The sequence below is a fragment of the Mycobacterium malmoense genome, from assembly GCF_019645855.1.
In the GTDB taxonomy this organism is placed as follows: domain Bacteria; phylum Actinomycetota; class Actinomycetes; order Mycobacteriales; family Mycobacteriaceae; genus Mycobacterium; species Mycobacterium malmoense.
Map to the genome: position 1 here is coordinate 217,995 of NZ_CP080999.1, position 23,071 is coordinate 241,065.

The 23,071-nt window shown below is 67.1% G+C and carries 16 protein-coding genes and 1 pseudogene; 8 read left to right on the top strand and 9 right to left on the bottom strand.

The genetic code is table 11. The features are described from left to right. Positions 1–216 precede the first annotated feature (216 nt). Together K3U93_RS01055 and K3U93_RS01060 are read left to right on the top strand one after the other, a co-directional pair. Positions 217–1,314, top strand: coding sequence for an AMP-binding protein (locus tag K3U93_RS01055; protein WP_083008963.1), 1,098 nt, complete (start codon positions 217–219; stop codon positions 1,312–1,314). Positions 1,315–1,349: 35 nt separating this feature from the next. Then, positions 1,350–2,726: an aldehyde dehydrogenase family protein gene (locus tag K3U93_RS01060; RefSeq protein ID WP_083009161.1), complete on the top strand. Its 1,377-nt coding sequence runs from the start codon at positions 1,350–1,352 to the stop codon at positions 2,724–2,726. A 21-nt stretch (positions 2,727–2,747) separates the two neighbouring features. On the opposite strand, the gene K3U93_RS01065 is transcribed toward K3U93_RS01060, so the two are convergent. After that, the gene (locus tag K3U93_RS01065; protein ID WP_071512663.1) at positions 2,748–3,488 is read right to left on the bottom strand and encodes a cutinase family protein; all 741 of its coding nucleotides are present in this window, start codon (positions 3,486–3,488) and stop codon (positions 2,748–2,750) included. A 250-nt stretch (positions 3,489–3,738) separates the two neighbouring features. Here K3U93_RS01065 and K3U93_RS01070 point away from each other — a divergent pair, with 250 nt between their 5' ends. Both K3U93_RS01070 and K3U93_RS01075 read left to right on the top strand, forming a co-directional pair. Then, positions 3,739–4,653: an SDR family NAD(P)-dependent oxidoreductase gene (locus K3U93_RS01070; protein WP_083008966.1), complete on the top strand. Its 915-nt coding sequence runs from the start codon at positions 3,739–3,741 to the stop codon at positions 4,651–4,653. After that, a complete protein-coding gene (locus tag K3U93_RS01075) occupies positions 4,650–6,245 on the top strand; it encodes an AMP-binding protein (protein ID WP_420915369.1) in 1,596 nt (531 codons plus the stop codon). The genes K3U93_RS01070 and K3U93_RS01075 overlap by 4 nt, the downstream gene beginning before the upstream one ends. Positions 6,246–6,357: 112 nt before the next feature. On the opposite strand, the gene K3U93_RS01080 is transcribed toward K3U93_RS01075, so the two are convergent. Next, positions 6,358–11,178, bottom strand: coding sequence for a cation-translocating P-type ATPase (locus K3U93_RS01080; protein ID WP_083008969.1), 4,821 nt, complete (start codon positions 11,176–11,178; stop codon positions 6,358–6,360). Between the two features lie 595 nt (positions 11,179–11,773). Between K3U93_RS01080 and K3U93_RS01085 the strand changes: the two genes are divergently transcribed. Next, the gene (locus K3U93_RS01085; RefSeq protein WP_139796732.1) at positions 11,774–12,964 is read left to right on the top strand and encodes a hypothetical protein; all 1,191 of its coding nucleotides are present in this window, start codon (positions 11,774–11,776) and stop codon (positions 12,962–12,964) included. A 166-nt stretch (positions 12,965–13,130) separates the two neighbouring features. Here the strand turns inward: K3U93_RS01085 and K3U93_RS01090 are convergent. The 3 genes and pseudogenes from K3U93_RS01090 to K3U93_RS01100 all read right to left on the bottom strand — a co-directional run bounded on the left by K3U93_RS01090 (position 13,131) and on the right by K3U93_RS01100 (position 15,741). Next, a pseudogene (locus K3U93_RS01090) lies at positions 13,131–14,415 on the bottom strand (IS110 family RNA-guided transposase). 626 nt (positions 14,416–15,041) lie between these two features. Then, the gene (locus tag K3U93_RS01095) at positions 15,042–15,266 is read right to left on the bottom strand and encodes a hypothetical protein (RefSeq protein WP_083008974.1); all 225 of its coding nucleotides are present in this window, start codon (positions 15,264–15,266) and stop codon (positions 15,042–15,044) included. Positions 15,267–15,366: 100 nt separating this feature from the next. Beyond that, complete coding sequence (locus tag K3U93_RS01100) at positions 15,367–15,741, bottom strand: nuclear transport factor 2 family protein (RefSeq protein WP_083008977.1); 375 nt, start codon at positions 15,739–15,741, stop codon at positions 15,367–15,369. Positions 15,742–15,838: 97 nt separating this feature from the next. Here K3U93_RS01100 and K3U93_RS01105 point away from each other — a divergent pair, with 97 nt between their 5' ends. Both K3U93_RS01105 and K3U93_RS01110 read left to right on the top strand, forming a co-directional pair. Beyond that, a complete protein-coding gene (locus tag K3U93_RS01105; RefSeq protein ID WP_083008980.1) occupies positions 15,839–16,720 on the top strand; it encodes a rhomboid family intramembrane serine protease in 882 nt (293 codons plus the stop codon). A 41-nt stretch (positions 16,721–16,761) separates the two neighbouring features. Next, positions 16,762–17,223 (top strand): SRPBCC family protein, encoded by a 462-nt coding sequence (locus tag K3U93_RS01110; protein ID WP_071512657.1) that lies wholly within the window; start codon positions 16,762–16,764, stop codon positions 17,221–17,223. A gap of 12 nt (positions 17,224–17,235) precedes the next feature. Here K3U93_RS01110 and K3U93_RS01115 read toward each other — a convergent pair whose 3' ends face one another. The 4 genes from K3U93_RS01115 to K3U93_RS01130 are packed head-to-tail and all read right to left on the bottom strand — an operon-like array spanning position 17,236 to position 22,076. Then, on the bottom strand, positions 17,236–18,006 hold the full coding sequence (locus K3U93_RS01115) for an SDR family NAD(P)-dependent oxidoreductase (RefSeq protein WP_071512656.1): 771 nt from the start codon (positions 18,004–18,006) through the stop codon (positions 17,236–17,238). Beyond that, entirely contained in the window at positions 18,006–19,622 is a 1,617-nt protein-coding gene (locus K3U93_RS01120) for an AMP-binding protein (protein WP_083008982.1), read from the bottom strand. Before K3U93_RS01120 ends, K3U93_RS01115 begins: the two co-directional genes overlap by 1 nt. Positions 19,623–19,636: 14 nt before the next feature. Continuing rightward, entirely contained in the window at positions 19,637–20,386 is a 750-nt protein-coding gene (locus K3U93_RS01125; protein WP_083008985.1) for a GntR family transcriptional regulator, read from the bottom strand. A gap of 13 nt (positions 20,387–20,399) precedes the next feature. Further along, on the bottom strand, positions 20,400–22,076 hold the full coding sequence (locus tag K3U93_RS01130) for a Vgb family protein (RefSeq protein WP_420915434.1): 1,677 nt from the start codon (positions 22,074–22,076) through the stop codon (positions 20,400–20,402). A gap of 127 nt (positions 22,077–22,203) precedes the next feature. Between K3U93_RS01130 and K3U93_RS01135 the strand changes: the two genes are divergently transcribed. Further along, the gene (locus K3U93_RS01135) at positions 22,204–23,067 is read left to right on the top strand and encodes an SDR family NAD(P)-dependent oxidoreductase (protein ID WP_071512652.1); all 864 of its coding nucleotides are present in this window, start codon (positions 22,204–22,206) and stop codon (positions 23,065–23,067) included. Positions 23,068–23,071 lie beyond the last annotated feature (4 nt).

Sequence of the window (23,071 nt, forward strand, 5' to 3'; positions counted from 1 at the left end):
CGCCACGCTCGCGCATTTGTGAAGTCGTGATGCCCACGCCACGGCGCAATCCTCGATCGCCCGAGCTAGCTTCTCGCTGAAAACCGCTGAAAACCGCTGAAAACCGCGCAGCCACAGAGAGTTTGCCGTCGGGTGGGACACCGTTCAATTGTTGTACGCCCGGCGGAGGGCGGGCATGCCTGGCGGGGTCGTCCGGCATGCGACAGGATCGAAGACATGGGCGATTTTTCGCTGTTGGACGTCCCCAGGTCGGTGCCGGTCGACGACCCCGAGGCCTACTTGAGCGCGGCGATCGCCTGGCACTTCGGTGAGGACACCGGTTGCCCGTTCTGGTTGCGGACCGCTCGGACGCTGAGCTTCAATCCGTTGGCCGACGTCAAAACGTTCGCCGATCTGCGGATGTTTCCCAACCTCGTCAACGAACTGCGCAGCGTACCGGTGGAGGACCTGATTCCACGGGGGTACCGGTCTCAGGGATCCCGGGCGCCGCTGCCCCAGATATTCGAATCCGGCGGTACCACCGGCGCTCCGAAACGGACGGTGCAGCTGCCGGATTGGATCGCCCAGGTTGTCCAATGGCAAACCGAGGACTTCGCCACGGGTGGCTTTGTGCCGGGCCGCGGCTTCCTGTGCCTGATGCCGAGCGGCCCGCACGGCGTTGGCTACTTCTCCCGCCTGGTCTCCGAGCGGTTGGGCGCGGTGTTCCACGCGATCGACATCGACCCTCGCTGGGTGAAGAAGGCCGCCGCCCGCAACGCGGCCGCCGAGGTGGCCGCCTATGTCGACCATGTCGTCGAGCAGGCCGTGTTCGTGCTGGAGACGCAGGACGTCGCGAATCTGCACACCACGCCGCCACTGCTCGCGGCCATTGCCCGCAACGACGACGTGGTGGACTTGGTCAACGACAAGATCCGCTACCTGCTGCTCAGCGGTGCGCATGTGGATGCCGACACGCTGGACCTGCTGCGGGAGACCTTTCCGAACACGACGATCACCATGGCCTTCGGCAGCACCATGGTTCTTTCGCAAGCGGTCACCCGGACCACCGACGGCGACGCGTTTGTCTTCGACCCGCGGATACCCTACGTCGTGTTCTGGGTGGTCGATCCCGACACCGGAGAACAGGTGCCGTACGGGCAGCGGGGCCAGGTGGTGATGAACCACATCAGCAAGGGAATGTTCATACCGAACAACCTGGAGCGCGATCTGGCGATCCGGATGCCCGGGCCGGTGGCGCGGCTCAGCGACTCGGTCAGCGAGGTGCGGCCGGTGACCACCTTCGAGGGCGAGGCCGTCATCGAAGGCGTGTACTGAGCATGGGGCACGAACGAGCAAGCATCACAACGGATTTGGTGGCTATCGACGCGCTCGGTGCGGGCGGCGAGTATCGGACCCGCAGCCGTGAGGTCATCAAGAGCACCGCCGGCGCCGCGGTTGCCGAGTTGAGTATTGTTCCACCGCTATATGTTTCGCGCACCATCGGCGCGCAGCGCAAGGTCGGGCCACTGCCGGTGGCGCAGCGCGAAGCGGCGCTGGCCGGGGCGGCCGAGGTCTTTTCGACCGCCGTCATAGGCGGGCTGGATTTCGAAAGCTACGTTCGCCTGGCCAGCCAAATTTCCGGGCTGCCGATCGCGGTTGCCCGCGCGGGGGCGCGCGGCGTTGCCGGCGCCGTCGCGTCGGCATTCGAGGCGGTGCGGCCGGCTCGGCCCGCGGGCGCCGCGCTCGACTGGCGGGAGGGGCGCACCCGCACCGGTAGCGCGGTGTGGGCGCGGCGCGGAGAGGTCTTCGCGGTGCACGCCGCAGGAAACGGCCCGGGCGTGCACGGCGCGTGGCCGCAGGCGCTCGCGCTGGGCTACCGGGTCGCGGTGCGTCCTTCGCGCCGCGAGCCACTGACCGCGCACCGGTTGGTCAACGCCTTGCGCCAGGCGGGGTTTCGGCCCGAAGATGCGGTTTATTTGCCCACCGACCATGGCGGCGCCGACGAGATTATCCGGTCGGCCGACCTTGCCATGGTGTATGGCGGCCAGGACGTGGTCGACAAGTACGCCAACGATCCGACGGTGGTGGTCAACGGGCCGGGACGCGCCAAGGTTCTGATCACGGCCGACCGGGACTGGCGTGACTACATCGACGTCGTCGTCGACTCGATCGCCAACCTGGGTGGGACGGCGTGCGTCAACGCCACCGCGGTGCTTTACGAGGGCGACCCCGCCGCGTTAGCTCGGGCGATCGCCGAACGGTTGGCGACGATCCCGACGCTGCCCATCGAGGACGAGCGCGCGACCCTGCCCACCCGGCCCATCGACAAGGCGCGGGCGCTGGCGAACCACCTGGCGATCAAGGCCGCGGGTACGACGCCGCTGCTCGGCGCCGACCAGGTGGTCGCCGCTTTGGACGACGGCTGCGCCGCGCTGCGTCCGGCCGTGCACGTGGTGGCCGAACCCGGCTCCGGCAAGCTCACCGACAAGCTCAACATCGAATTGCCGTTTCCGTGCGTGTGGGTGTCGTCGTGGTCGCGCGGCGCGGGCACTCGGCCGTTGCGGCATTCGTTGGTGGTCACCGCGATCACCGGCGACGAGGAGCTGATCGACGACCTGCTCGCCGAACCGACGGTCACCAACGTTTACTGCGGCCGCCATCCAACCTTCCACGCGGCACCCGGAATCCCGCACGACGGGTTCCTGGCGGATCACCTCATGCGCAACAAGGGCGTCATCAGGGACTAGCTCATGCTGAGATCGATCAGCTTAGCTACCAAAGCCTCCGCCAGGAGACGCGACCGTCACCGGCGCGCCAGAACCTCCGCCAAGGCGACCCGCCGCAAAGGCCACGCCCTTGTCGATCATCGCCCCGTCGTCCGCGTACGCATCGTGCGCCGCGAAATTCACTCCGTCAGAGCAGACCGGATCCTCGGGAGCGCATACCTTGATGGTCTTGCCCTGATAGAGCGGGCCGATGACAACCGGCGGCTCGCCGAGGAAGTTCATCGCCCGGAGGTTTGGCGTGCCGAAGAGCACGACCGAGGAGACGTGGTCGGCCACGTCGGGTTCCATCGGTTTCGGCACGGTCGCCGGATCGATCCCATCGGGTACGGCGGCCGAGGTGACGAAGCCCATCACGGCCGCGCCCTGTGAATAACCGCCGAGCACCATCTTGGTGTTGGGGCAGTCCTTCGCCATCGACACGACGTGAGCGCCCGCGTCCCTAATGCCGTCGAGGCCTGTGTCCCAGTCGTTGGTGGCGGGGTAGTTGACCGGATAAACGTCGAAGGACTTTGCGCCAACCCGCGACCGCAGCGAGTCGACGAATGCCTGGCCGGTGGGGCCGACGCCTGGAGGCTCACCGGTGCCGCGGGCGAACACCACCTGGACGTCCGGGCACGGCTGCGCGGAGGCGGAGGGGACGGCTGGGGCGAGGATGGAAGCGCTAAGCCCCGACGCCGCGACTACTGCAGGACCAAGGAGACGGGTGAGGTGACGTGCTTTCATGGCGCAATGGTGCCCTTACATACGGTGACCTAAACAGTGGACTTTTTCTGGCAATTATTGCAGGCCCGTAAACGCTCGCGCACCCTTCTAAGCGGGTTGAGAGTGGATTGCCGTTCGACTCGGGGTGTGACGTGTTAGCTAGACGAGGTCACTTCGGGCTAAACGCCGGGCCGGAGCGCGGATCCGGACTTCGGTGTGGTCTGCTGGCCGTAGCCGGTCGAGGCGCAACCCTCGGCGTGCAATCCGGTGAATGCGGGTGAACGTGAACGTGCTGGCGCGGGCCGTCAAACAGGCCTTTGCAGGGGCCACCGGCCGATTGGCCAATCCGGCGCGGGTGTCGGATCCCGACAGTCTGCGCGGCGCCGTGTCCGGCAAGACCGTCCTGGTGACCGGCGCGTCCTATGGAATCGGCGAGGCGACGGCCCGCAAAATGGCCGCCGCGGGAGCGACCGTGCTCGTCGTTGCCCGGTCGGAGGAACGGCTCGACGACCTTGCGGCCGCGATCAACGCCGGTGGCGGCCGGGCCGTCGCCTACCCGACCGATCTCACCGACGAGACGGCGGTCGGCGTGCTGACGAAGCAGGTCACCGAGAACCACGGCCCGGTCGACATCGTGGTGAGCAACGCCGGCAAGTCGCTGCGCCGTTCGCTGCATCACCAGTACGACCGCCCGCATGACTTTCAGCGCACCATCGACATCAACTACCTGGGACCGATTTGGCTGCTGCTGGGCCTGCTACCGGCCATGCGCGAGCGCGGCGGCGGGCTAATCGTGAACGTTTCGAGCGTCGGTGTGCGTGTGGTGCCCGGGCCGCAATGGGGCGCCTACCAGGCCTCCAAGGGGGCTTTCGATCTCTGGCTGCGCAGCGTGGCACCGGAGTTGCACGCCGACGGTGTGGACGTCACGTCGGTCTACTTCGCGCTGGTCCGCACCCGGATGATCGCACCCACGCCGATCCTGGGCCGGCTTCCCGGCCTGTCTCCCGACCAGGCCGCCGACGCGATCGCCAAGGCGGTCATCGAACGGCCCCGCACCAACCAACCGCCCTGGGTCTTGCCGGCCGAGCTGGCGTCGGTGCTGCTGGCCGGGCCCGCCGACCGCGCGGCCCGGCTGTGGCACCGCCGCTTCTTCGCCGATTCCGGTGCCCACGAGGCCCGACGATGACCGCTTTCGTGTCCGAGGACGGCGTGGTCGCCACCGCGGCCCGGGCCCTGCTGCGCTCCCGACTGCTGAGTCCGCCTTCCCCGGCCGCCGGTTTCCGGCTGATTCGCGAGGCCCGCCGCGGCGGCACGAACCCCTACACCCTGTTGGCGGTCACGGCGACTCGATGGCCAAACTGGGCCGCCATCGTCGACGACGACGGCGCCCTCAGCTACCGCGAGCTGCAGTTGAAGACCGAATTCCTTGCCCGTGAGTTGTCCGGGGATGGCGTCGGACCCGGTCACGCGGTGGGGGTGATGTGTCGCAATGGGCGGGGCTTCGCCGCGGCCTTCTTCGCCGCCGCCCTGGTGGGCGCCGACGTTGTGCTCGTCAATACGGATTTCCGCGTCGATGCGCTGGCGGCCGCGATGAGCGCACACCGGATCACAACGATGGTGGCCGACGACGAATTCGCGGAGCGGGTGCACGCCGCCCATGAAGCCGATGCATCGGTCGTCGTCATCGACCCGGCGAAGATCACTGCGCGCGAGGCGGATCCGCGACCCTCGAGACCCGGGGTGACCGCGCCCGGCCGGATCGTCCTGCTGACGTCGGGCACCACCGGCAAGCCCAAAGGAGTGCCGCGTTCACCGCGGCTGCGTTCGGCGGTGGGCGTCTGGGTGACGATCCTCGATCGCACCCGATTGCGTACCGGATCGCGGATCTCGGTGGCAATGCCGATGTTTCACGGGCTCGGCCTTGGCATGCTGATGCTCACGGTCGCCCTCGGCGGCACGGTCCTCACGCATCGCCGCTTCGACGCCGAAGCGGCGCTCGCGCAGGCATCGCTGCATCGCGCCGACGCGTTCACCGCGGTGCCGGTCGTGCTCGCGCGCATCCTCGATCTGCCGCAGCGCGTGCGGGCGCGAAACCCGGTGCCGTACCTGCGGGTGGTGCTCTCCAGCGGGGACCGGCTCGATCCAACCCTCGGGCAGCGGTTCATGGACGCCTACGGCGACATCCTCTACAACGGCTACGGCTCCACCGAGGCCGGAATCGGTGCCCTGGCAACGCCGGTCGACCTGCGGGACGCTCCCGAAACCGTCGGAAAACCGGTCGCAGGCTGCCCGGTGCGAATCCTCGACGAAAACGACGGACCCGTCGACCCGGGCGTCATCGGACGGATCTTCGTCGGCGGCGCGCTGGCGAGTGAGGGATACACGGCGGGCGGCGCTAAGGCCGTCGCCGACGGCATGACCAGCACGGGCGACATGGGCTATCTCGACGACGCCGGCCGGCTCTTCATCGTCGGTCGCGAAGACGAGATGATCATCTCCGGCGGAGAGAACGTCTATCCGCGCGCGGTCGAAAATGCGCTCGGCGAACACCCCGACGTCGCCGAGAGCACGGCCATCGGTGTCCCCGACGAGCGGTTCGGTTATCGATTGGCCGCCTTCGTGGTCGTGTATCCGGGGAGCGGCATCGATGTGCCGGCGTTGCGGGAGTACTTGAAGGACAAGGTTTCTCGCTTCGAACAACCCAGAGACGTCCACATCGTCGGCAGCATTCCACGCAATCCCGCGGGCAAGGTCGTGCGCAGGGAGTTGCCGAGCTGAGGCCATGACCTCGCGGCCTCAACCAGCCACATGGGTCACATCAGCACCGTGCACCGACCATTACACGATCCGCGAATGTGCTATCGCACGTGATATCGCATTCAAAAGTCGCCTATACCTCTTGCTTTGGCTCCATGGCCGCGACCCTCTTGGCCAACCAATTGGGCGCCAGCACCGAGACGGCGGTGGCTCCCGCCGTCGCACTGATGACGCCCGACCAGGCGACCGGCCCCAGCGGTGTGCAGCCGAAAAATTGGCTGACGCCCGGGGTTTGGACGATGGCGACCAAGACGCCCGCGCTGCCCAGCGCCGTGGCCAAGACGAGCGGGCTGTGGCGGCGCGTCAACAGGGTTTGTGCGAGCTGCGTGGTCACCAGCGCGGTGAGACCCATTGTCGCCGTGCGCCGTTCGGTGCCCGGCGTCCAACGCCCGATGGCCCATGCGGCCGTCGCGCCGGCGGCCGTGACGACGCCACGGGTGACGATCTCGCGCATGAGCGGCGCGTCGAGCGAAGGCGCGGGTTCGGACAGCGCCGCACGCTGGAATGCGCGTTGCAACTCCTCTGCGTCGATCTCGTCCTCGTCCTCTTCGGGCTGGGGGTATTGCGGGGTGACGGCAACCGCAAGCGCGGGAAACATGTCGGTGAGCAGGTTCACCAACAGCAGTTGACGGGTGCCCACCGGCGCCCGGCCCGTGCCCAACGCGGTACCGATGATGGTGAAGAGCACTTCGCCGACGTTGCCGCCGACCAGGATGCTCACCGCGTCTCGCACCCCGCCCCACATGCCGCGGCCTTCGACCAATGCGTCGAGCAGCACACCAAGGTCGTTGTCCGTCAAGACGATGTCGGCTGCCCCGCGCGCGGCCGACGAACCGCGACCGCTCACCCCGATGCCCACGTCGGCCATCCGGATCGCGGCGGCATCGTTGGCCCCGTCGCCGATCATCGCGGTCACCTGCCCGTCGCGTTGCAGCGCCGCGACGATCTGTACCTTTTGTTCCGGGCTCACGCGGGCGAAGACCTGGACGTCGGCGGCGAGTTTGGCTCGACCATCGTCGTCGAGGGCGGCGAGTTCGGCACCGGTTACCTCGCGCGCATCCGACGGCAGGCCCAGTTGACGTGCGATCGCCCGTGCGGTTATCGGGTGATCGCCGGTGATCAGCACCACCCTGCGACCGGCGTCCAGCAGCGCCTCGATCAGCGGCCGCGCCGACGCCCGTGCGGTGTCTGCCAAACCGACGAAGCCGATCAACTCGAGATCACGCGCGGCCGCGTCGACGTTGTCGGCATCGGTGTCTTCCTCGGTGAGCCCGTGGTCCCAGCGGCGCCGCGCCACCGCCAGCACGCGCAGGCCTTGCTCGGCGAGGTGCAGCACCAAAGACTCCGCATGGTCCTGAGGGGCCCGGTCGGCGAACCGGCAGCGCGGCAGGATCTCCTCGGGGGCTCCTTTCACCATCAGCATCGGCCCCGTTGGATCGCCGCTCGTGGTGCCGATGGCGGCGGAGTAGCCGCGACTGGACTCGAACGGCACCTCCGCGAGCACGGTCCACTCCGGACCACCTTGGCTGTCAAGAGAATTGGCTGCGGTGAGAATGGCCTCGTCGGTGGCGTGCGCGTGTCCCTGTCCGTTGTGGGGCTGGGTGCATGCGCGCGCGGCGACGCGCAACACCTCGGCGGCACGCGGATCGCCCGCATCGGGGAATGGGCCCTTTGCGTTGGTGGCGTGAGGCACTCCGCAGACCACGCGCAGATGGTTCTCGGTGAGTGTGCCGGTCTTGTCGAAACAAACCGTCTGGACCCGGCCTAGCGCTTCGACGGCGCGCGGCGTGCGCACCAGCGCCCCTCGCCGCGACAACCGCTGGGCGGCGGCAAGTTGGGCCAGGGTGGCCACCAACGGCAGGCCCTCCGGGACGGCCGCCACGGCGATGGCGACGCCGTCGGCGACCGCTTGCCGCAGGGACCCGCGGTGCGCCAACGCCAAACCCGTCACGGCCGCGCCGCCGGCAAGCGTCAACGGCAGCACCTTGCTGGTCAACTCCCGCAATCGTGCCTGCACCCCGGCCGCCGACTCGACGTCGGCGATCGCCGAAATCGCCCGTTGCGCAGCGGTGCCCGCGCCGGTGGCCACGACGATCGCCCGAGCGTGCCCGGCGACGATGGTGCTGCCCTCGAAGAGCATGCTGGCCCGGTCGGCGTCGGCGACGGCGACGGGCTCGACCTGCTTGTCCACCGGCAGCGACTCACCGGTGAGGAACGACTCGTCGACTTCGAGGTCTTCGGCCACCAGCAGCCGTGCGTCCGCCGGCACCACCTCCGGGGCGGCCAGGTCGATGATGTCGCCCGGGTGCAGCGATTTCGCGCTCACCGTGACCGTTCGCTCGGTGGAACGGGCCGCCTCGAGGCGGCGGTGTGCGGTCGCAACCGTCGGGAGAACGACGCGACGCGCGTGTTGGTCTTGTTCGGCGAACAGCTCGGCGACCGCCGCCTCGGCCCGCAACCGCTGCACCCCGCCGGCTATCGCGTTGGCGGTCATCACGCCGGCGACCAGCAGCGCATCGATGTTGCTGCCGACGATCGCCGAGGCCGCCGCCCCCACCGCGAGGATCGGTGTCAGCGGGTCGGCCAGCTCGGCCCGCGTCGCGGCCAGCAGCCGCCCCACCTGGCTTGCCGGGCCCCGCAGCGGCGCGACGACCGGGTTGTAGGACAGGTCGTCGAGGAGCTGCCGCCAGGGCGCGATACCTGGCTCGACGGCCAGGGGTCGTGTGCGTCCGGCCAGCCGGGAGTAGACGATTTCCGGGTCCAGGGCATGCCAGGCGGTCAGTGGTTGCGGCGTGGGATCGGCCAGCCGGAGCACCTGGGTGGCCGAGAAGGCTCCCGATATCAATGCGGCCACGGCGGCGGCGTTGACCGGATTGAGCCAGCGCTGCAGCGCCAACGGGTTGGCCGTGCCGGGGTTGCCGGTGACCAGCAACAGCCCGGCCAACGTGCTGCCGCCCTTGGCAAGTCGCACCGACGACTCGGTGGCCTCGCGGGCCACCGGCAGCGCCGACAAAATACGCACCGCCGAGGCAAGGTCGGTGCCGGTGATGATGTCCGCGGTCCACGGCGTCGCCGCGTGCGGATCGTCGAGGGCCACCCCGACGTCGGCGATGGCCAGCGCCGCCAAGGTGTCGGTCGAGGCGAAGTCCGGGTGCAGCGCGGTGACCAACAGGACGGGCCCGCGATCCGCGCGCAAGTCGCGCACCAACTGCAGCAGCGGCGTGCCGGGTGGGTGAGTCACGGCGGCGCTGGCGGTCAGATCCTCGGTGCCGGCGACGTGGCGCAGGACCACCCGGGCTCCGGTACGGTTCGCGGTCTGCAGCAGCGGGATCGCGAAGGGGTCGACCTCCCAGCCAACCTCGACGCTGCCGACGCGCTCGCCATCGACCACGAGGTCGGCATGTTCGAGCCCCTGGGCCGGCGCCGCCGACGGTCCCTGCGCCCGAACCCATCGCAGGTGGGCGCCGGTCGCCGGTAACTCGTCGGGGTCCGGCTCGGGCGCCTCCTCACCGTGCAGCAGCGCGTCGACGACCTCATAAACCCGGTCCTCGTCCCAACCGGGCAGGTCTCCCCGCACCTCCAGCACGGCGCGGGCATCACCGCGCAGCGCCGCCCCGTCGATGACGATCACCTTCACCCGATCAAGCCGGCGCAGGGCGCCGGGGTCGAGGATCAGTTGTCCGGTGTTGGCAAGCCCGCGGCCCAGCACCGCGGCGAACGACTGCCGGCCCACGTGCGCGGCCCTCGGCACCCCGGCCAGGAGCGCGCCCGCGGCGTCTTCGGTGCCACCCCCGGCCAGCAACGCACCCGCGGCGGCGATCAACGAGGCGTTCGCGGCCTGGCCCGCGTACTCTTCCACGGGCCCCGCCATCGATCCCTTCGCGGTGTCGATGGCGGCATCGATCGCTCCACCGACCATGACGTGTGAAGCCTCACCCGCGGCTGCGGCCGCCCAATTATGCCGCGGGGCATGCGATTTGGGGCCGGCCGACGAGATGACGGGCACCACCGGAGCTTGCGGTCGCTTGGGCGAAGCCAGTTCTGGCTCGCGCTCTCGCCATCTCTCGCGATGCGCCGCCGCTTCGGAGATCTGCAGCCCGCGTTGCGCCAGGTCCAGCAACGGTGTGCCGACCGCCTGCGTCAGCCCGTTGGCCACCGCCGTCGAAGCGCTGAGTGCAATGTCGGTGCCGACTCGACCCAGCCGCGATTCCAGGACGGCCACCACCCGCGGTTGATGGTTGAGCAGAGCGGCAGCGGCACGCGCGCTGCGCGGCGCGACCGGCAGCCGGCCCAACCAGCCGGTGACCGCGGCACCGATCGCCGCGACGTCCATCGCCGCGGCGGTGAGCGGCACCAGGATCGCCAACGGGTTACCCGGGTCGGCGAACGGCGCGGTCCGAGGCGCGGATTTCGGCCCGGTCGACGCGAGGTCGGCGGCCACGGCGCAAACCGTTTCCCGCACCTCGTCCAGGACAAGGTCGCTGTCGGCGTCGCTCTCGAATTCGACCACGAGCCGGCCGAGTGCGCCCTCGACATGGGCCGTGGCCACCCCCGCAATCCTGCGAACAGGCTCCTCCACCGCCGGCGCATGCTCGTGCCAGCCGGGAAACGGCAGCAAGGGGTCCAGGTCCAGGTGCACTCGCCGCCCGCTTTGCCAGCGCACCGGCGGCGCGACACCGTTGGCGGGGCCGTTGGACGGAATGCTTATCCCTATTGCCCGGCCCGTCGTGTGCGCCATCGACTGAACCACCGGGCCGGCCAGCTCCACCACCGGACTGGCCAGCGTCTGCACGGCGCCTGCAGCGCCAGCCGCAGTGGACACACCGGCTCGCACTGCCTGCACGGCTCCGTCGGTCACACCAGCGATGACGCTGGCTATACCGGGAACCTTCATTTAGCCGCCCTTCATTTTCGTCTACCGCGCCTATACTCCTGGCGTCTCCGGCACCTGTCCACACGTGGCCTGGAAAGGCCGGTGACGTGGTGCGTTTCACCCGACATCGCGCCTTAGGGCTGCCCGACGTTCAAGTCCCTTCGGCTAGCCAAGCGGGCTCCGGCATCGCGGAGGCGAGTACCCAGGCTGCGCGGCGGCGCCGCGAAACCGGTTGCTCAAAATTTCCGCCGAACCGAGGTGTGCCCCGGTGGTCGAAGACGCGGATGGTTTTCGGGACCGGAGCGCCTGGATAAGCCCGGCGCGGGGCCGAGGGAGTCCCGGTATCGGGGGTTTGCTGCTCTGTCCGGCGTGATCGAGCAAATTCATGATTATGGTTGTCCGCTGGTAGTTTCATATTGAACTAAAATTCCGGGGGGGGGGTAACTCCAGGCTAAAAAAATCCCATATAAGCACAGGTTACTTGCCTAAATAAAGTTTGCGAACCTCCGCTTATGCTCGACGAAATTCGGCTATATGGGCCAAAGTCGCCCGAAACTGTGGCTCGCCTCAGCTACGTTTTGGCTGTCCGCATCGACAACTGACAAAGGAGATGGTCGTGGAACTTGCAGCCCGCCCCCACATCAGCGCTGGAGTCGCCCTGGCCGCCGCCAGCGTCATCGCCGCAGGCTCGATCGCCCAGCACCTACCCGGCGTTCATGCGGCCGAACACCTGCCCACGGTGAACGTGGCCGACATCAACCTCACCGACGCCAGCAGTGTCATGGACCTGTTCTCCGGAGTGGAGACCCAGCTCGCGTCGCTGGCCAGCGGGGCATCCGCGGCTGCAGTGCCCGCCGACGTGCTCAACCTGAGCCTGCCTGTCCCCATCCAGACATGGGTGACGACCTTCGAAAACGCCGGCGCGAACTTACAGGAGATGGGCAACCTGTGGGCACAGGTACCCGCTCCGGTTCTGCAGCAGGTCGCCGCCAACTTTACTTCCTACGCCAGCACCTACGTGGGGTCATTCCAGACCTCGGCGGCCAACGCCCTCAGCTATTTCACCGGAACTGGCCCGACCGATTTCATTCCGCTCCTACAAAACGTGTGGGCTGATGTGAACACGGGAAACATCCAGGCCGCGACCAAGCTTTTCTTCAGCGCTATCTGGACACAGCCTTATATCCAACTCGGGCTCCCTCTCGAGCGAATACTCCAAATCCCCGTGAACATCACCCAGAATCTCGCAAACGCGACCAAATACTTTGCTGATACCGCCGTCACGCAGCTCGGCAGTTGGCTATTGCTGTTTCAGCAGTTAGTTCCGAACACGTTGGGGCCCGCCCTGCAAGCCGTTTACGATGCCAACGCCGCCGGCGATCCGCTGACTGCAGTGGCCGATTTGATCAACGTCCCAGGCGTCTTGGCGAACGCGGTCCTCAATGGCAATGCGCTTGGAAACAACGGGATCTTGAGCGTCACCGGTATTAATACGGTCGGAAACGGACTGCTCGCGCATCTGTTGTTGGACATCCCCCATAACCTCGCGGGATCAATCGTCGCTCCCGGCGCGGTCAACATCGCGAACGGGGGTAGCCTTGCCAGCGCAATCCAAACGTTCGCGAATCAACTGATCGGCGGCTGGCCGTCGCTGAGCAACATCACCGCGGGCCTGGGCAACCTTGCCGGCGACCTGACTGGAGTGCTGCAAAACGTTCCGTCCGTCCTAGCGGGTTTGCCGACGGTGTTCGGAAATATCGCCAGCACCGTGGGAACACTGCTCGTCCAACTCCTCCGGCTGCTCTAAATCCGCGGGGGTCGCCGATGCGAGCAGGTGACCACCAACGGCGATTGGCCCCCTTCCCAAGGGGGCCAATCGTTTTGTGAGTCGAAAAGTGTGCACCTACTTTGTTGCCCACCTCACTCGAAAATTCAAGGTGACCAGGAGCTGGTGAGCGGGTTGGTCACTGGTGTTAGGCGGCGTCGGTGTGGGGTTGCAGGGTGACGTCGTATCCGAGGGCTTGGAGTTGTTTGATGGCTTTGGTTTTGGTTTGTGTGGGGTGGTGGCGGGTGTAGAAGTCGGGGCCGGGGTCTTGGTAGAAGGTGCCGTTGGTGAGCATGTGCCAGGCGCAGGTGAGCATCTTGTGTTCGAGGGCAACGATGGCGGTCTGCCCGGCAGCGGTCTGGCGGCGCGACTTTTTGGTTCCGGGCCGGTTTGGTCGGCGGCCGGCGATGCGTCGGAAGCGGGCGCCGAAGTAGGTGTTGGTGCTGCGCGATGCCGACAGGGCGGCCACCCCGAGGGCGGCTTTGAGGTGGTGGTTGCCGGGCAGGGTCTTGGCTGATTTGATCCGGCCGGCTGATTCGTTACTGCCGGGGGTGACCCCTGCCCACGACGCCAGGTGTGCCGCGGTGGGGAACACATTCATGTCGGCGCCGGTTTCGGCGATGAACACATCAGCGACGACTTTGTGACCAGCCCGGGATGCTCACGAGGAGCTCTCGGGCGTATTGAAAGGGTTTGATGGCTTCCTCGATGCGGGCATCGAGGCGGGCGATGTCGGCCTCGTGGGCGTCGATGCGGTCCAGATGCAGCCGCACCATGAACGCGTGGTGGTCGTTGAACCGTCCGGCCAGCGCTTCGGTTAGGGCGGGGATCTTTTTGCGTAGCTGCCGTTTAGCCAGATCGGCCAGCACGGCCGGGTCGCGTTGGCCGGCGATGAGCGCTTCGAGCATCGCGCGCCCCGAAACTCCGGTGATCTCGCAGGCCACCGACGACAGTTTGATCCCGGTGTCTTCCAGCAGTGTCTCCAGCCTGCCAATCTCTTTCGTGCGGGCCCCGGCGATGGTGGTGCGGGCGCGGGTCAGATCGCGGAGCACCCGGATGGGTTCGGGCGGCACGAACGAGGCGCGCACCAGCCCATGCGCACCCAGCTCGGCAAGCCAGGCAGAATCGGAGACATCGGTTTTACGTCCCGGGACGTTGCGGACGTGGCGGGCGTTGACCAGCATGACGTTCAGCGCGTCCTCGAGCAGGAAATAGAACGGCTTCCAGTACGCCGCGGTCGACTCGATCACCACGCAGGTCACCCGTTCGGCGATCAGATGTTCCCGCAACGCCACAATGCTGTTGGTCATCGATGTCCACGTGGTCACCGTCGACGACGTGGCTTTGCGGCCGCGGCCTTGGATCCGCACGCACACCTTGGCATCGCGTTTTGACACGTCGATGCCCGCACACCGCGGATGGATCACTTCCATGACAGTTCATCCCCTTTTGCACTCTAATCCGTTGTTATGGAGCGTGTTTCGGGGAGGGCGGAAAAGAAACAGAAGTCTCACTCGCGTGCTCACAGGCAACAATCCACATCCCTCGTACAGCCACCAAGGGAAGCTCTCCAGCCCCACGCTCTAGAGTCGTGCTCCCCGGCAACAAGGCGGGACGGGGTCGCCGAAACACCCCCTAAGCGTCAACCCGCACGACGGCGAACGCAACCACGCGCCCAACCGCACCGGCACGGGATTTTCATCTCCCCACAACGGGGCGCAGCCCCCTGAACGCTCCAAGCGACAAGCGCGGTTGGTTGTCGCTGTGAGTCGGGCACATCGTCGTATGCCGGCCAGCGAATCGCCGATGGACACATGGGATTAATGCGTGACCGACCACATATCAGCGTCCCCTGATGTTCGAAGGAGCCAATGAACCACTCGCGGGGCGACATTGCCGTCTGGACATGACAGCCCTTGGGCGCCAGGAACTCTGGGAGGACTCGCCGGAGGGTTACCCGCAGACCGCGTGTGGCCGAACGCAATCGGCGTTCTCGACGCAAAGGACACGAACGCCGTGAAACGGCTACTCGCGCAATATTCGACCTGGGAAATTCGGTCTACAAAATTCGGTGGTTCGCCCTACCGACGTGGTAACCGGCCGGGAAGGACTTCTCGATGACCTGCAGCTGATGGTCCACTCGGGATTCGAGTTCGAGGACGACACAGCTATCGCCGACGGCCTTCGACTCGAGAACGATGTACCGCTGACCGCCATCGGTGATGGGGTCGCCTGAGTGCAATGTTTCGACGGGCACCGATTCTGGGGTTCCGTGTGACTCCACCCACCACACGTTAGGTCAATTCCGCGAATGAGGGAATAGCTCGCTAGTCGGCCGTCAAGGCCGCGGGACGTCCGATCGACCCGAAAGCCCGCGCAGACCGCTACGCGGTGTCGGCCCCGCGCTGCTTGAAGAACACGCTGACGTGACGGATCAGGCCGTCGTCACCCTGCTCGAACAGGATGCATTCGGGCCACGAGGCGGGAACGCCGTCGATCTCGAACGACTCGGTCAACTCGACGTATGACACTCGGGAGTCGACGTGCGAGACGCGCCGCACCTCCAAGCGGTGCGCCTTGAGGTTGGTGAGTACCTTGCGCAGGTAGGCGACGTAGCGTTGCTTGCCCTCGATGAGATCGCGAAACGGCCCCTCCCGGTTCAAGCCGTCGTCGGCAAGGGTGGCGGCCAGGCCGTCCCAGTCGTGTGCGGCCAGGCACTCGAGGTAGCGCTCAACCACGCCGGCGCCGGGCTCGGTCACATCGGTGACTCCACGCAAGACACGGTAAGGCAAGGCAGCGGACCTCCGAAATGGGATAGTTCGATAATGCGCCCGCGCCGCGGGCAAGAATGGTGCGATGAGTGCATCCAGCGCACCGGAGTCGCCGGCCGAAGCGCCGACCTGCTACCGGCATCCGGGCCGCCGGACGTACGTCCGCTGCAACCGCTGTGAACGCTACATCTGCACGGACTGCATGCGCGTCGCCGCGGTCGGTCACCAGTGTGTGGACTGCGTCCAGGCGGGTGCCCGGACGATTCGACGGCCGCGGATGCGTTTTGGCGGGCGGCAGCGGTCGGCCACGCCGACGGTCACCTATGCGCTGATCGCGGTCAACGTCATGGTTTTCGTAGCGGAGATGGCGTCGGGAAATTTGGAAAAGCAGCTGACCCTGTGGCCGGTGGCCGTGGCCGACGGCCAGCTGTACCGGCTGGTGACCGCGGCGTTCCTGCACTACGGCGCGACCCACTTGCTGCTGAATATGTGGGCGCTGTATGTCGTGGGTCCACCGCTCGAAATGTGGCTGGGCCGATTGCGATTCGGCGCGTTGTACGCGTTGAGCGGGCTGGGCGGGTCGGTGCTGGTCTACCTGCTCTCGCCGCTCGGCACGGCGACGGCGGGCGCTTCGGGCGCAATCTTCGGCCTCTTCGGTGCCACGTTCGTGGTGGCGAAGCGGCTCATCCTCGACGTCCGCTGGGTTGCCGCAGTGATCGTGGTCAATTTGCTCTTCACTTTTGTCATTCCGCTGGTCACTTCGCAGCTGATCAGCTGGCAGGGGCACGTGGGCGGTTTGGCCACGGGAGGGCTGGTCGCCGCGGCTTACGTTTATCCGCCGAGGGAACACCGAAACCCGGTCCAAGCCGCGGTGACGATCGTCGTCGTGGCGGTATTCGCCGCGTTGATCTGGTGGCGCACAGCGGATCTCCTCGCGCAGTTCGGCGGGTATGTCAACCTGGGCTGACCGGCGTCGCCTCGCTGGTGTCGCCAGGTAGGTTGTCTCCCATGAGCTGGTGGGTCGCCCATGCCGAGCGCACGCTGTCCGAAGAGGTACCCGCGCCACCGGCCGACGTCCGCGGCTTCTACGTGGATCTGGACAACATCAAGCTCGTGCACCCGTTGATCGTGTCCGTGCAAGCGACGTCGCGCACCGAGACACCGGACGGTTATCTGCAGAGCTATCGGGTGATAGATCGGATTCCGTTGGGGCGGTTAACCATACGGATCACTTACCGGGCGCGGCTACATGTGACTAACGATGGGGACGTCATCACCGAGGCCGATCAGTTTCCCGGCGTGCACCTACGCGGGACGGTGAGCTTTGCGCCGATCGATGGCGGTACCCGGATCACCGAGCGGATAGGGATAACCGCGCCCCGACCATTGGCCGCGGTGACGACGCGCGAGGCGGTCACGGCTCACATCGCGATGCTGGCGGGTATCCGGCGCCACTTCGAATCCGCCTAATTAATGGAGCTTTCACTCCTTCCACTCCGAGGTGAGCGCCAACTCCGAGAGGTATTTCGTCGAGCTCCAACCGCCGTCGACGACGATCGTCTGGCCGTTGATGAAGGCACCGCCGGGCGAGCACAAGAACGCCACGGTGCTCGCCACGTCCTCGACCGTCCCCAGCCGCTGATGCGGTGTCATCTCGGCGTTGATCCTGCGAAAGCGCTCGTCTTGCAGGCGGTGTTCGGTCATCGGAGTCTGGATGACGCCGGGAGCCACCGCGTTACAACGTATTCCCTGCGCTCCGTATTGGCAGGCGATGTGGGTGGTTAGCGCCGTGAGCCCGCCCTTGGCCGCCGAATAAGCGCCGCCACGAAGACCGCCGACGACGGCGAAGGTCGACGTGATATTGACGATCGCTGAGCCCGGCCGCATGTGTGGCAGCACCTCACGTATCAGGCGAAAAGGCGCGCGCAGCATCAGATTAAGGAAGTGGTCCAATGATTCGTCGTCGGTCTCGTGCACCGGCTTGGGGCTGCCGGTCCCAGCGACGTTGATCAGGAAGTCGATGCGCCCCCACCGGGCGACGGCGAGGTCCGCGATTCGCTTGGGGGCATCGTCGTCTCTCAGATCGACGGCAAGCGTAGCCACCCGATCGGGATCCGCAATGGTTTCGGCCAGCTGGGTGAGCCTGGCCTCATTGCGTCCCGTCGCCAGCACCGCCATGCCCATCTCGGCGAGCTTTGTCGCGCAACCGAAGCCAATCCCGCCGCTCGCCCCGGTTACGATCGCTACCTGCATCACTGGCCTGCCTTCATGAGCGCCGCCTTGATCTGGTGCTTCAGTATCTTCCCCGCGTCGTTTTTTGGTAAGGCATCCCAAATAACCACTTGCTCGGGCGCTTTGAACCGCGCCACCCCCGAGTCCTCCAGGAAGTCGCGCAAGCTGGTTATGTTCAGTTCGGGCTCCGGGCGATACACGGTTGTGGGCACCACGACGGCGCATGCCCGCTCCCCGGTGCGTTCGTCGGGCAGGCCGACGATGGCGATCTCGGCGATGCCGGGATGGCCGGCCAGGATGTCCTCGACCTCCTTGGGCGAGATGTTTTCGCCGTTGCGGACGATGATGTCTTTGGCCCGCCCGGTGACGACGAGGTACTCGTCGTCGACCCAGCGCGCGAGATCTCCGGTCCGGAAGTACCCCTCGGCGTCGAAAGCTTCGGCCTCGTCTTCGGGATGCTGGTAGCCGACGAGCATCTGCGGGCCGCGTGCGCGGATTTCTCCGGCGACCAGTTTGACGTCGGCCAGGCCGACGTGCCCGTCGGTGTCAGCGGCGTGCCCGGCATGCTGCGGAGACCCGATTGTGGTGACCGGCACTTCGGTCGAGCCGTACACGCGGGTGACGATCGCGGACTCGAAATATGCTGCGGCCCCGCGGATCAGCGACGGCGACACGGACGCACCGCCACAGACGAACAGCTTCAGGTCCGGCAGGCGAGTGCCGGCGCGGCGCGCGGCGGCGAGCGTCTGCTCCAAAAACGGTGTCGCCCCCGCCATATGAGTGCACCGCTGCGCTTGCATGAGTCCGACCGCCTCGCCGCCGTTCCACTTGTCCATCAGCACGGCGGTGGTGCCCAGCAGCAGCGGGCATTCGAACGCGTAGATGGAACCACCGATGTGAGCGATCGGCGACGCAACCAGAAATGCATCCCCCCGCTCGACGAGCCAGTGATCACGAATCTGGCGGATCAGCGCGTGGATCGAATTGTGGGTGTGCAGCACGCCTTTCGGGCGTCCGGTGGTCCCCGAGGTGTAGAGGATCATGCGCACGGCATCGGGATTCAGGGTCGGCAGCGCCCTGGTGGCCGTCGGTTCCGCGAGCAGCGAGGCGAACGGGATCTGGTCGGGACCGGGATCCCCGCGCACCACCACGACGTCCGGCGGCGATTCGAGCTGGGCGGTGACCCGCGCCAACATCGCCGTGTAGTCGTGGCGGCCGAAATGCGATGGGACGAAGACCATCCGGCTGTCGGCGTCTTCGAGGATGAAACGCAGTTCACGGTCGCGCAGGGATGACAGGATGGGGTTGGCCGCCATCCCCGCCAGCGTTGCGGCAAGGTAGATCACCGCGGCTTCGTGCCAGTTGGGCAGCATGAACGACACCACGCTGCCCGGGGGAATGCGCGCGTGCAATGCGTGTGCCAGGGTCGTCGCCTGCCGGCACAGGGTTTGACAGTCCACCCGCCGGTCGCCGTCGACCAGCGCGACCCGCCGCGGGGTGCGCTGCGCGGCCTCACGCAGCGAGTCGGCCAGCGTGCCCGAAACCCACCAGCCGCGCGCGTAGGCGTCAGCGGCGCGTTCGTTGTCCCAGCGAACCCAACGTCCGCCGATCAGCTTGCGGTCCTGGTGTTTTGGCATGGCAGCGGTGCCGGCTAGCCTTTCATGCGCCGCATCGTCATCGAGTGACGGAATCGGGACGCGGGATGGGTGTTGATCGTGACCTGGGCGACCCGTCCGTCGGACGTCGTGTAGGTGCGTTGCACCTGCAGCGCTGGCGTTCCGGACTCGACGTCGAGCCCGTCGGCCAGTGCCGGTGTGATGAGCACCGCCGCGATCTCTTGATGAACCTCGACGATACTCAGGCCGAACAGGTCTTCGATCAGCGGGAAGATCGGGCCTTCGTGGCGCTGCAACAGCCTGCCGACCGCGGCAAACGCTCGGTTGATGTAGTACTCGGTGCGGCACAGCGCGGGCTCCGAGGGCTGCGTACGCTCGCCACGCCGGAAACCCCGGACGCCCAGCCACTGTTCGCCGCTCGCTAGCCCGGTCCGGGCCGCCAGCTCCTCGTCGAGGGCGACCATGGCGATGGATTCGATCGCGAAATGCGTACCGGCCGCAAACGCGAGCAGGTCATTGATGGACATGACGTGCTGGACGTAGGAGTCCGACGACGGCCGCGGCACGACGAGGGTCCCGGTGCGCGGGCGCGACGACACCAGGTTGTCTTCGCGCAACCGCCGCAGCGCCTCCCGAATGGTGTAGCGGCTCACCGCAAACCGCTCACACAGCTCGTGTTCGGTCGGCAACTGCGACCCCACCGGATACACACCGTCCACGATCTCTTTCCGCAGGGTGCGCGCGACCTGGAGGTAGCGATGGTCGACGACTTTGGTTTCCGGCAAGTGTTGTGGCCCTTCAGGTTTCCCGCCGCAGGGCCAGCACGCTGCCCTCGGCATCGGCCGAAACGTATAGCGTGCCGTCGGGCCCCGCGGCGATGCCGGCGAACGGCCCCTGCGGCCCGGAGAACGGCGGCATCCCACGCAGTGGCTTGGGGATCACGCCGGGTGGGGCGCCCACCGGCAGCTCGGAAGCGATGACGCGTCGGGCCCCGGTGTCCAGGTCGAACGCGACGAGCTCCTTGGCGCCGGCGTCGACGACATAGAGCGTTCCGTCGAACACCAGGATGCCCTGGGGTCGCTGCAAGTCGTCCCACACGGAAGTGATTTTCGCGCGGCCGCCGTCCAGCTTGACCACTCGCCCGGCTGCCGCCTCGGCGATCAGGCATGCCCCGTCGGGGGTGAACGCCACGCCAACCGGGTCGCCGAGCCCGGACGCGAGCACCTCGACGATGCCCGGCCGGACGGATAGCACCCGTCCCGCGCCCAGTTCGGCGGCCACGATGGTGCCGTCGGGAGCAACTGCCACGCCGTACAACTGGTCGAAACCCTCTGCCACGACGCCACTTTCGTTGCTGTCCGGCCGGTAGCGGGCGATCTGGCCGTTGGAGGTGGTGACCACGAACTCGCCGGCTCCGCTGGGCGCCAGGCCGCGCACAAAGCCCGGATAGCCCGGGCTGAACAACATTCCGACGGTGCGCAGTGCGCTGGGCTTGACGGGCGCCGACTTGCTTCGCCCGGCTGCGCCGAGGGCGTAGAAGTAGGTTCCGTCGGCGATGTAGAGGTTGCCGTCCGCGCCGACGGCCAGATCCAGCGGCCAGTTCAACCCGCCCGGCAGTACGGCCCGGGTATGCCCGTCGCCGAGGATTTCGGTGATCTCGCCGGTGAAATTCGAGACGAACAGCCGCTCGCCCACGAAGGTGAGGTTGTCCAGGCCGGGATTCAGCTGGGCCAGCACGGTGCGCTCGCCGCTGCGGGGGTCGATGCGTAGCACCTGGCCGCTGTGCACCTGGGTCGAAACGATGCGGCCGCGGGCATCGAACTTCACCGCGTCGGGGACGCCAAGATCGCCGGCAACCCGCTCGGGGACACCGCCGTCGGGGTCGATGCGCCAGATCTCGTTGGCGCCCATCAACGGGAAGTACAGCAAGCCGTCGGGCCCGACCTCCATGGCGTTGGGCGACGGTGCGCCCTCCAGCAGCACCCGCGACGCGCCGCCGTTCGGGTCGAGTTCGAGCAGCCGCCCGCCTTCCCGGCACTCACCGATGAACAACCGGCCCCGGTGGAAGGTGATGCCGTTGGCCGACGGCACGTCGTCGCGAAGCACCCGCGTGCGACCCGCGGCGTCGAGCACGCTCACCCGTCCGTCCATGACCTCGGTGGCGTAGAGGTTGCCGCTCGGGTCGAAGGCCACGTCGTCGGGCGCGATGATTTCCCCACCCTTGGCGCTGACGACGTTCAGCCGGCCGGTCGTTACGTCGAGCGCGCTGATCTGGCTGCCGGTTACCTGCGCGATGTAGACCCGTCCGTCCGGACCGGTGCGCAGCCCGTTGGCCCCGAAGAGCCGGCTGGGCGGCGTGAGGCGCTGGAGGCTCCAGCCTTCGGCGACGCTGGGTGGCCGCGCGGCGAAGTAGCGGCCTTGAGAAAGGTCACCGCGCTGCGACAATCCGGTTGCGGCCATCACCGCTCGCACGATAGCAATCGCTCAATAGTCCAGACAATAGCCAATGCCGGGCCGCTCCCACCCTTGACTCGCACGCCGCCCGAAGAGAATCATGCTCTCTAATGAGTGCATGTCATTATCTTATCCGGACAATTATCTGATGACCGGAGACCTTCTCAGCCTTGACGGGCGCATCGTCGTGGTCTCCGGCGCCGCGGGCGGCGGCATCGGCACAACCGTCACGCGCATGGTCGCTCAGGTGGGCGCGACCGTGGTGGCGGTGAGCCGCGGTCAGGACAATCTGGACCGGCACCTCGGATCCCTGCTGGCCGAGGGGCTCTCGATCGTGCCCGTCGTGGCCGATGCCTCCACCGATGAGGGCGTGAGTGCCACCCTCGACGCAGTGCGGCGCGCCGACGGTGAATTGCACGGCCTGGTCAACGTCGCCGGTGGCGCGGATCCCTCGACGTGGATGCCGTCGACCCGGGTGACGCGCGGCGACTGGCGCGAACTGTTCACCCGCAATCTGGAGACGATGTTCTTCATGAGCCAGGCCGTGGCCGCGGAACTGAAGCGGCGCGGGCGTCCGGGCTCGATCGTTTCCATCTCGTCGATCAGCGGGGTGAACACCGCGCCTTTCCACATCGCCTATGGCACAGCCAAATCCGCTATCACGGCGGCAACCCGCACCATGGCGCTCGAACTGGCGGGGCACGATATCCGGGTCAACGCCGTGGCCCCCGGGGTGACCAAGACACCGGCGTCGGGCACCTACGTCGACGAAGATCCGGAGCGTGACCGTCGCGCCGTCGCGATGGGACGCCGCGGCCGCCCGGAGGAGATCGCCGGCGCCGTTCTCTTTTTGCTGTCGGACCTGTCGAGCTACATCACCGGACAGACCTTGCTGGTGGACGGGGGCCTGAGCCTGAAATGGGGGCATCTGGGCGCCGACAACACCTCGTTGTTCCTCAAGGACGAGACCTTCCGTGCCGCCATCAAGCGTGGGGATGATGTCAGAAAGTGAGGTT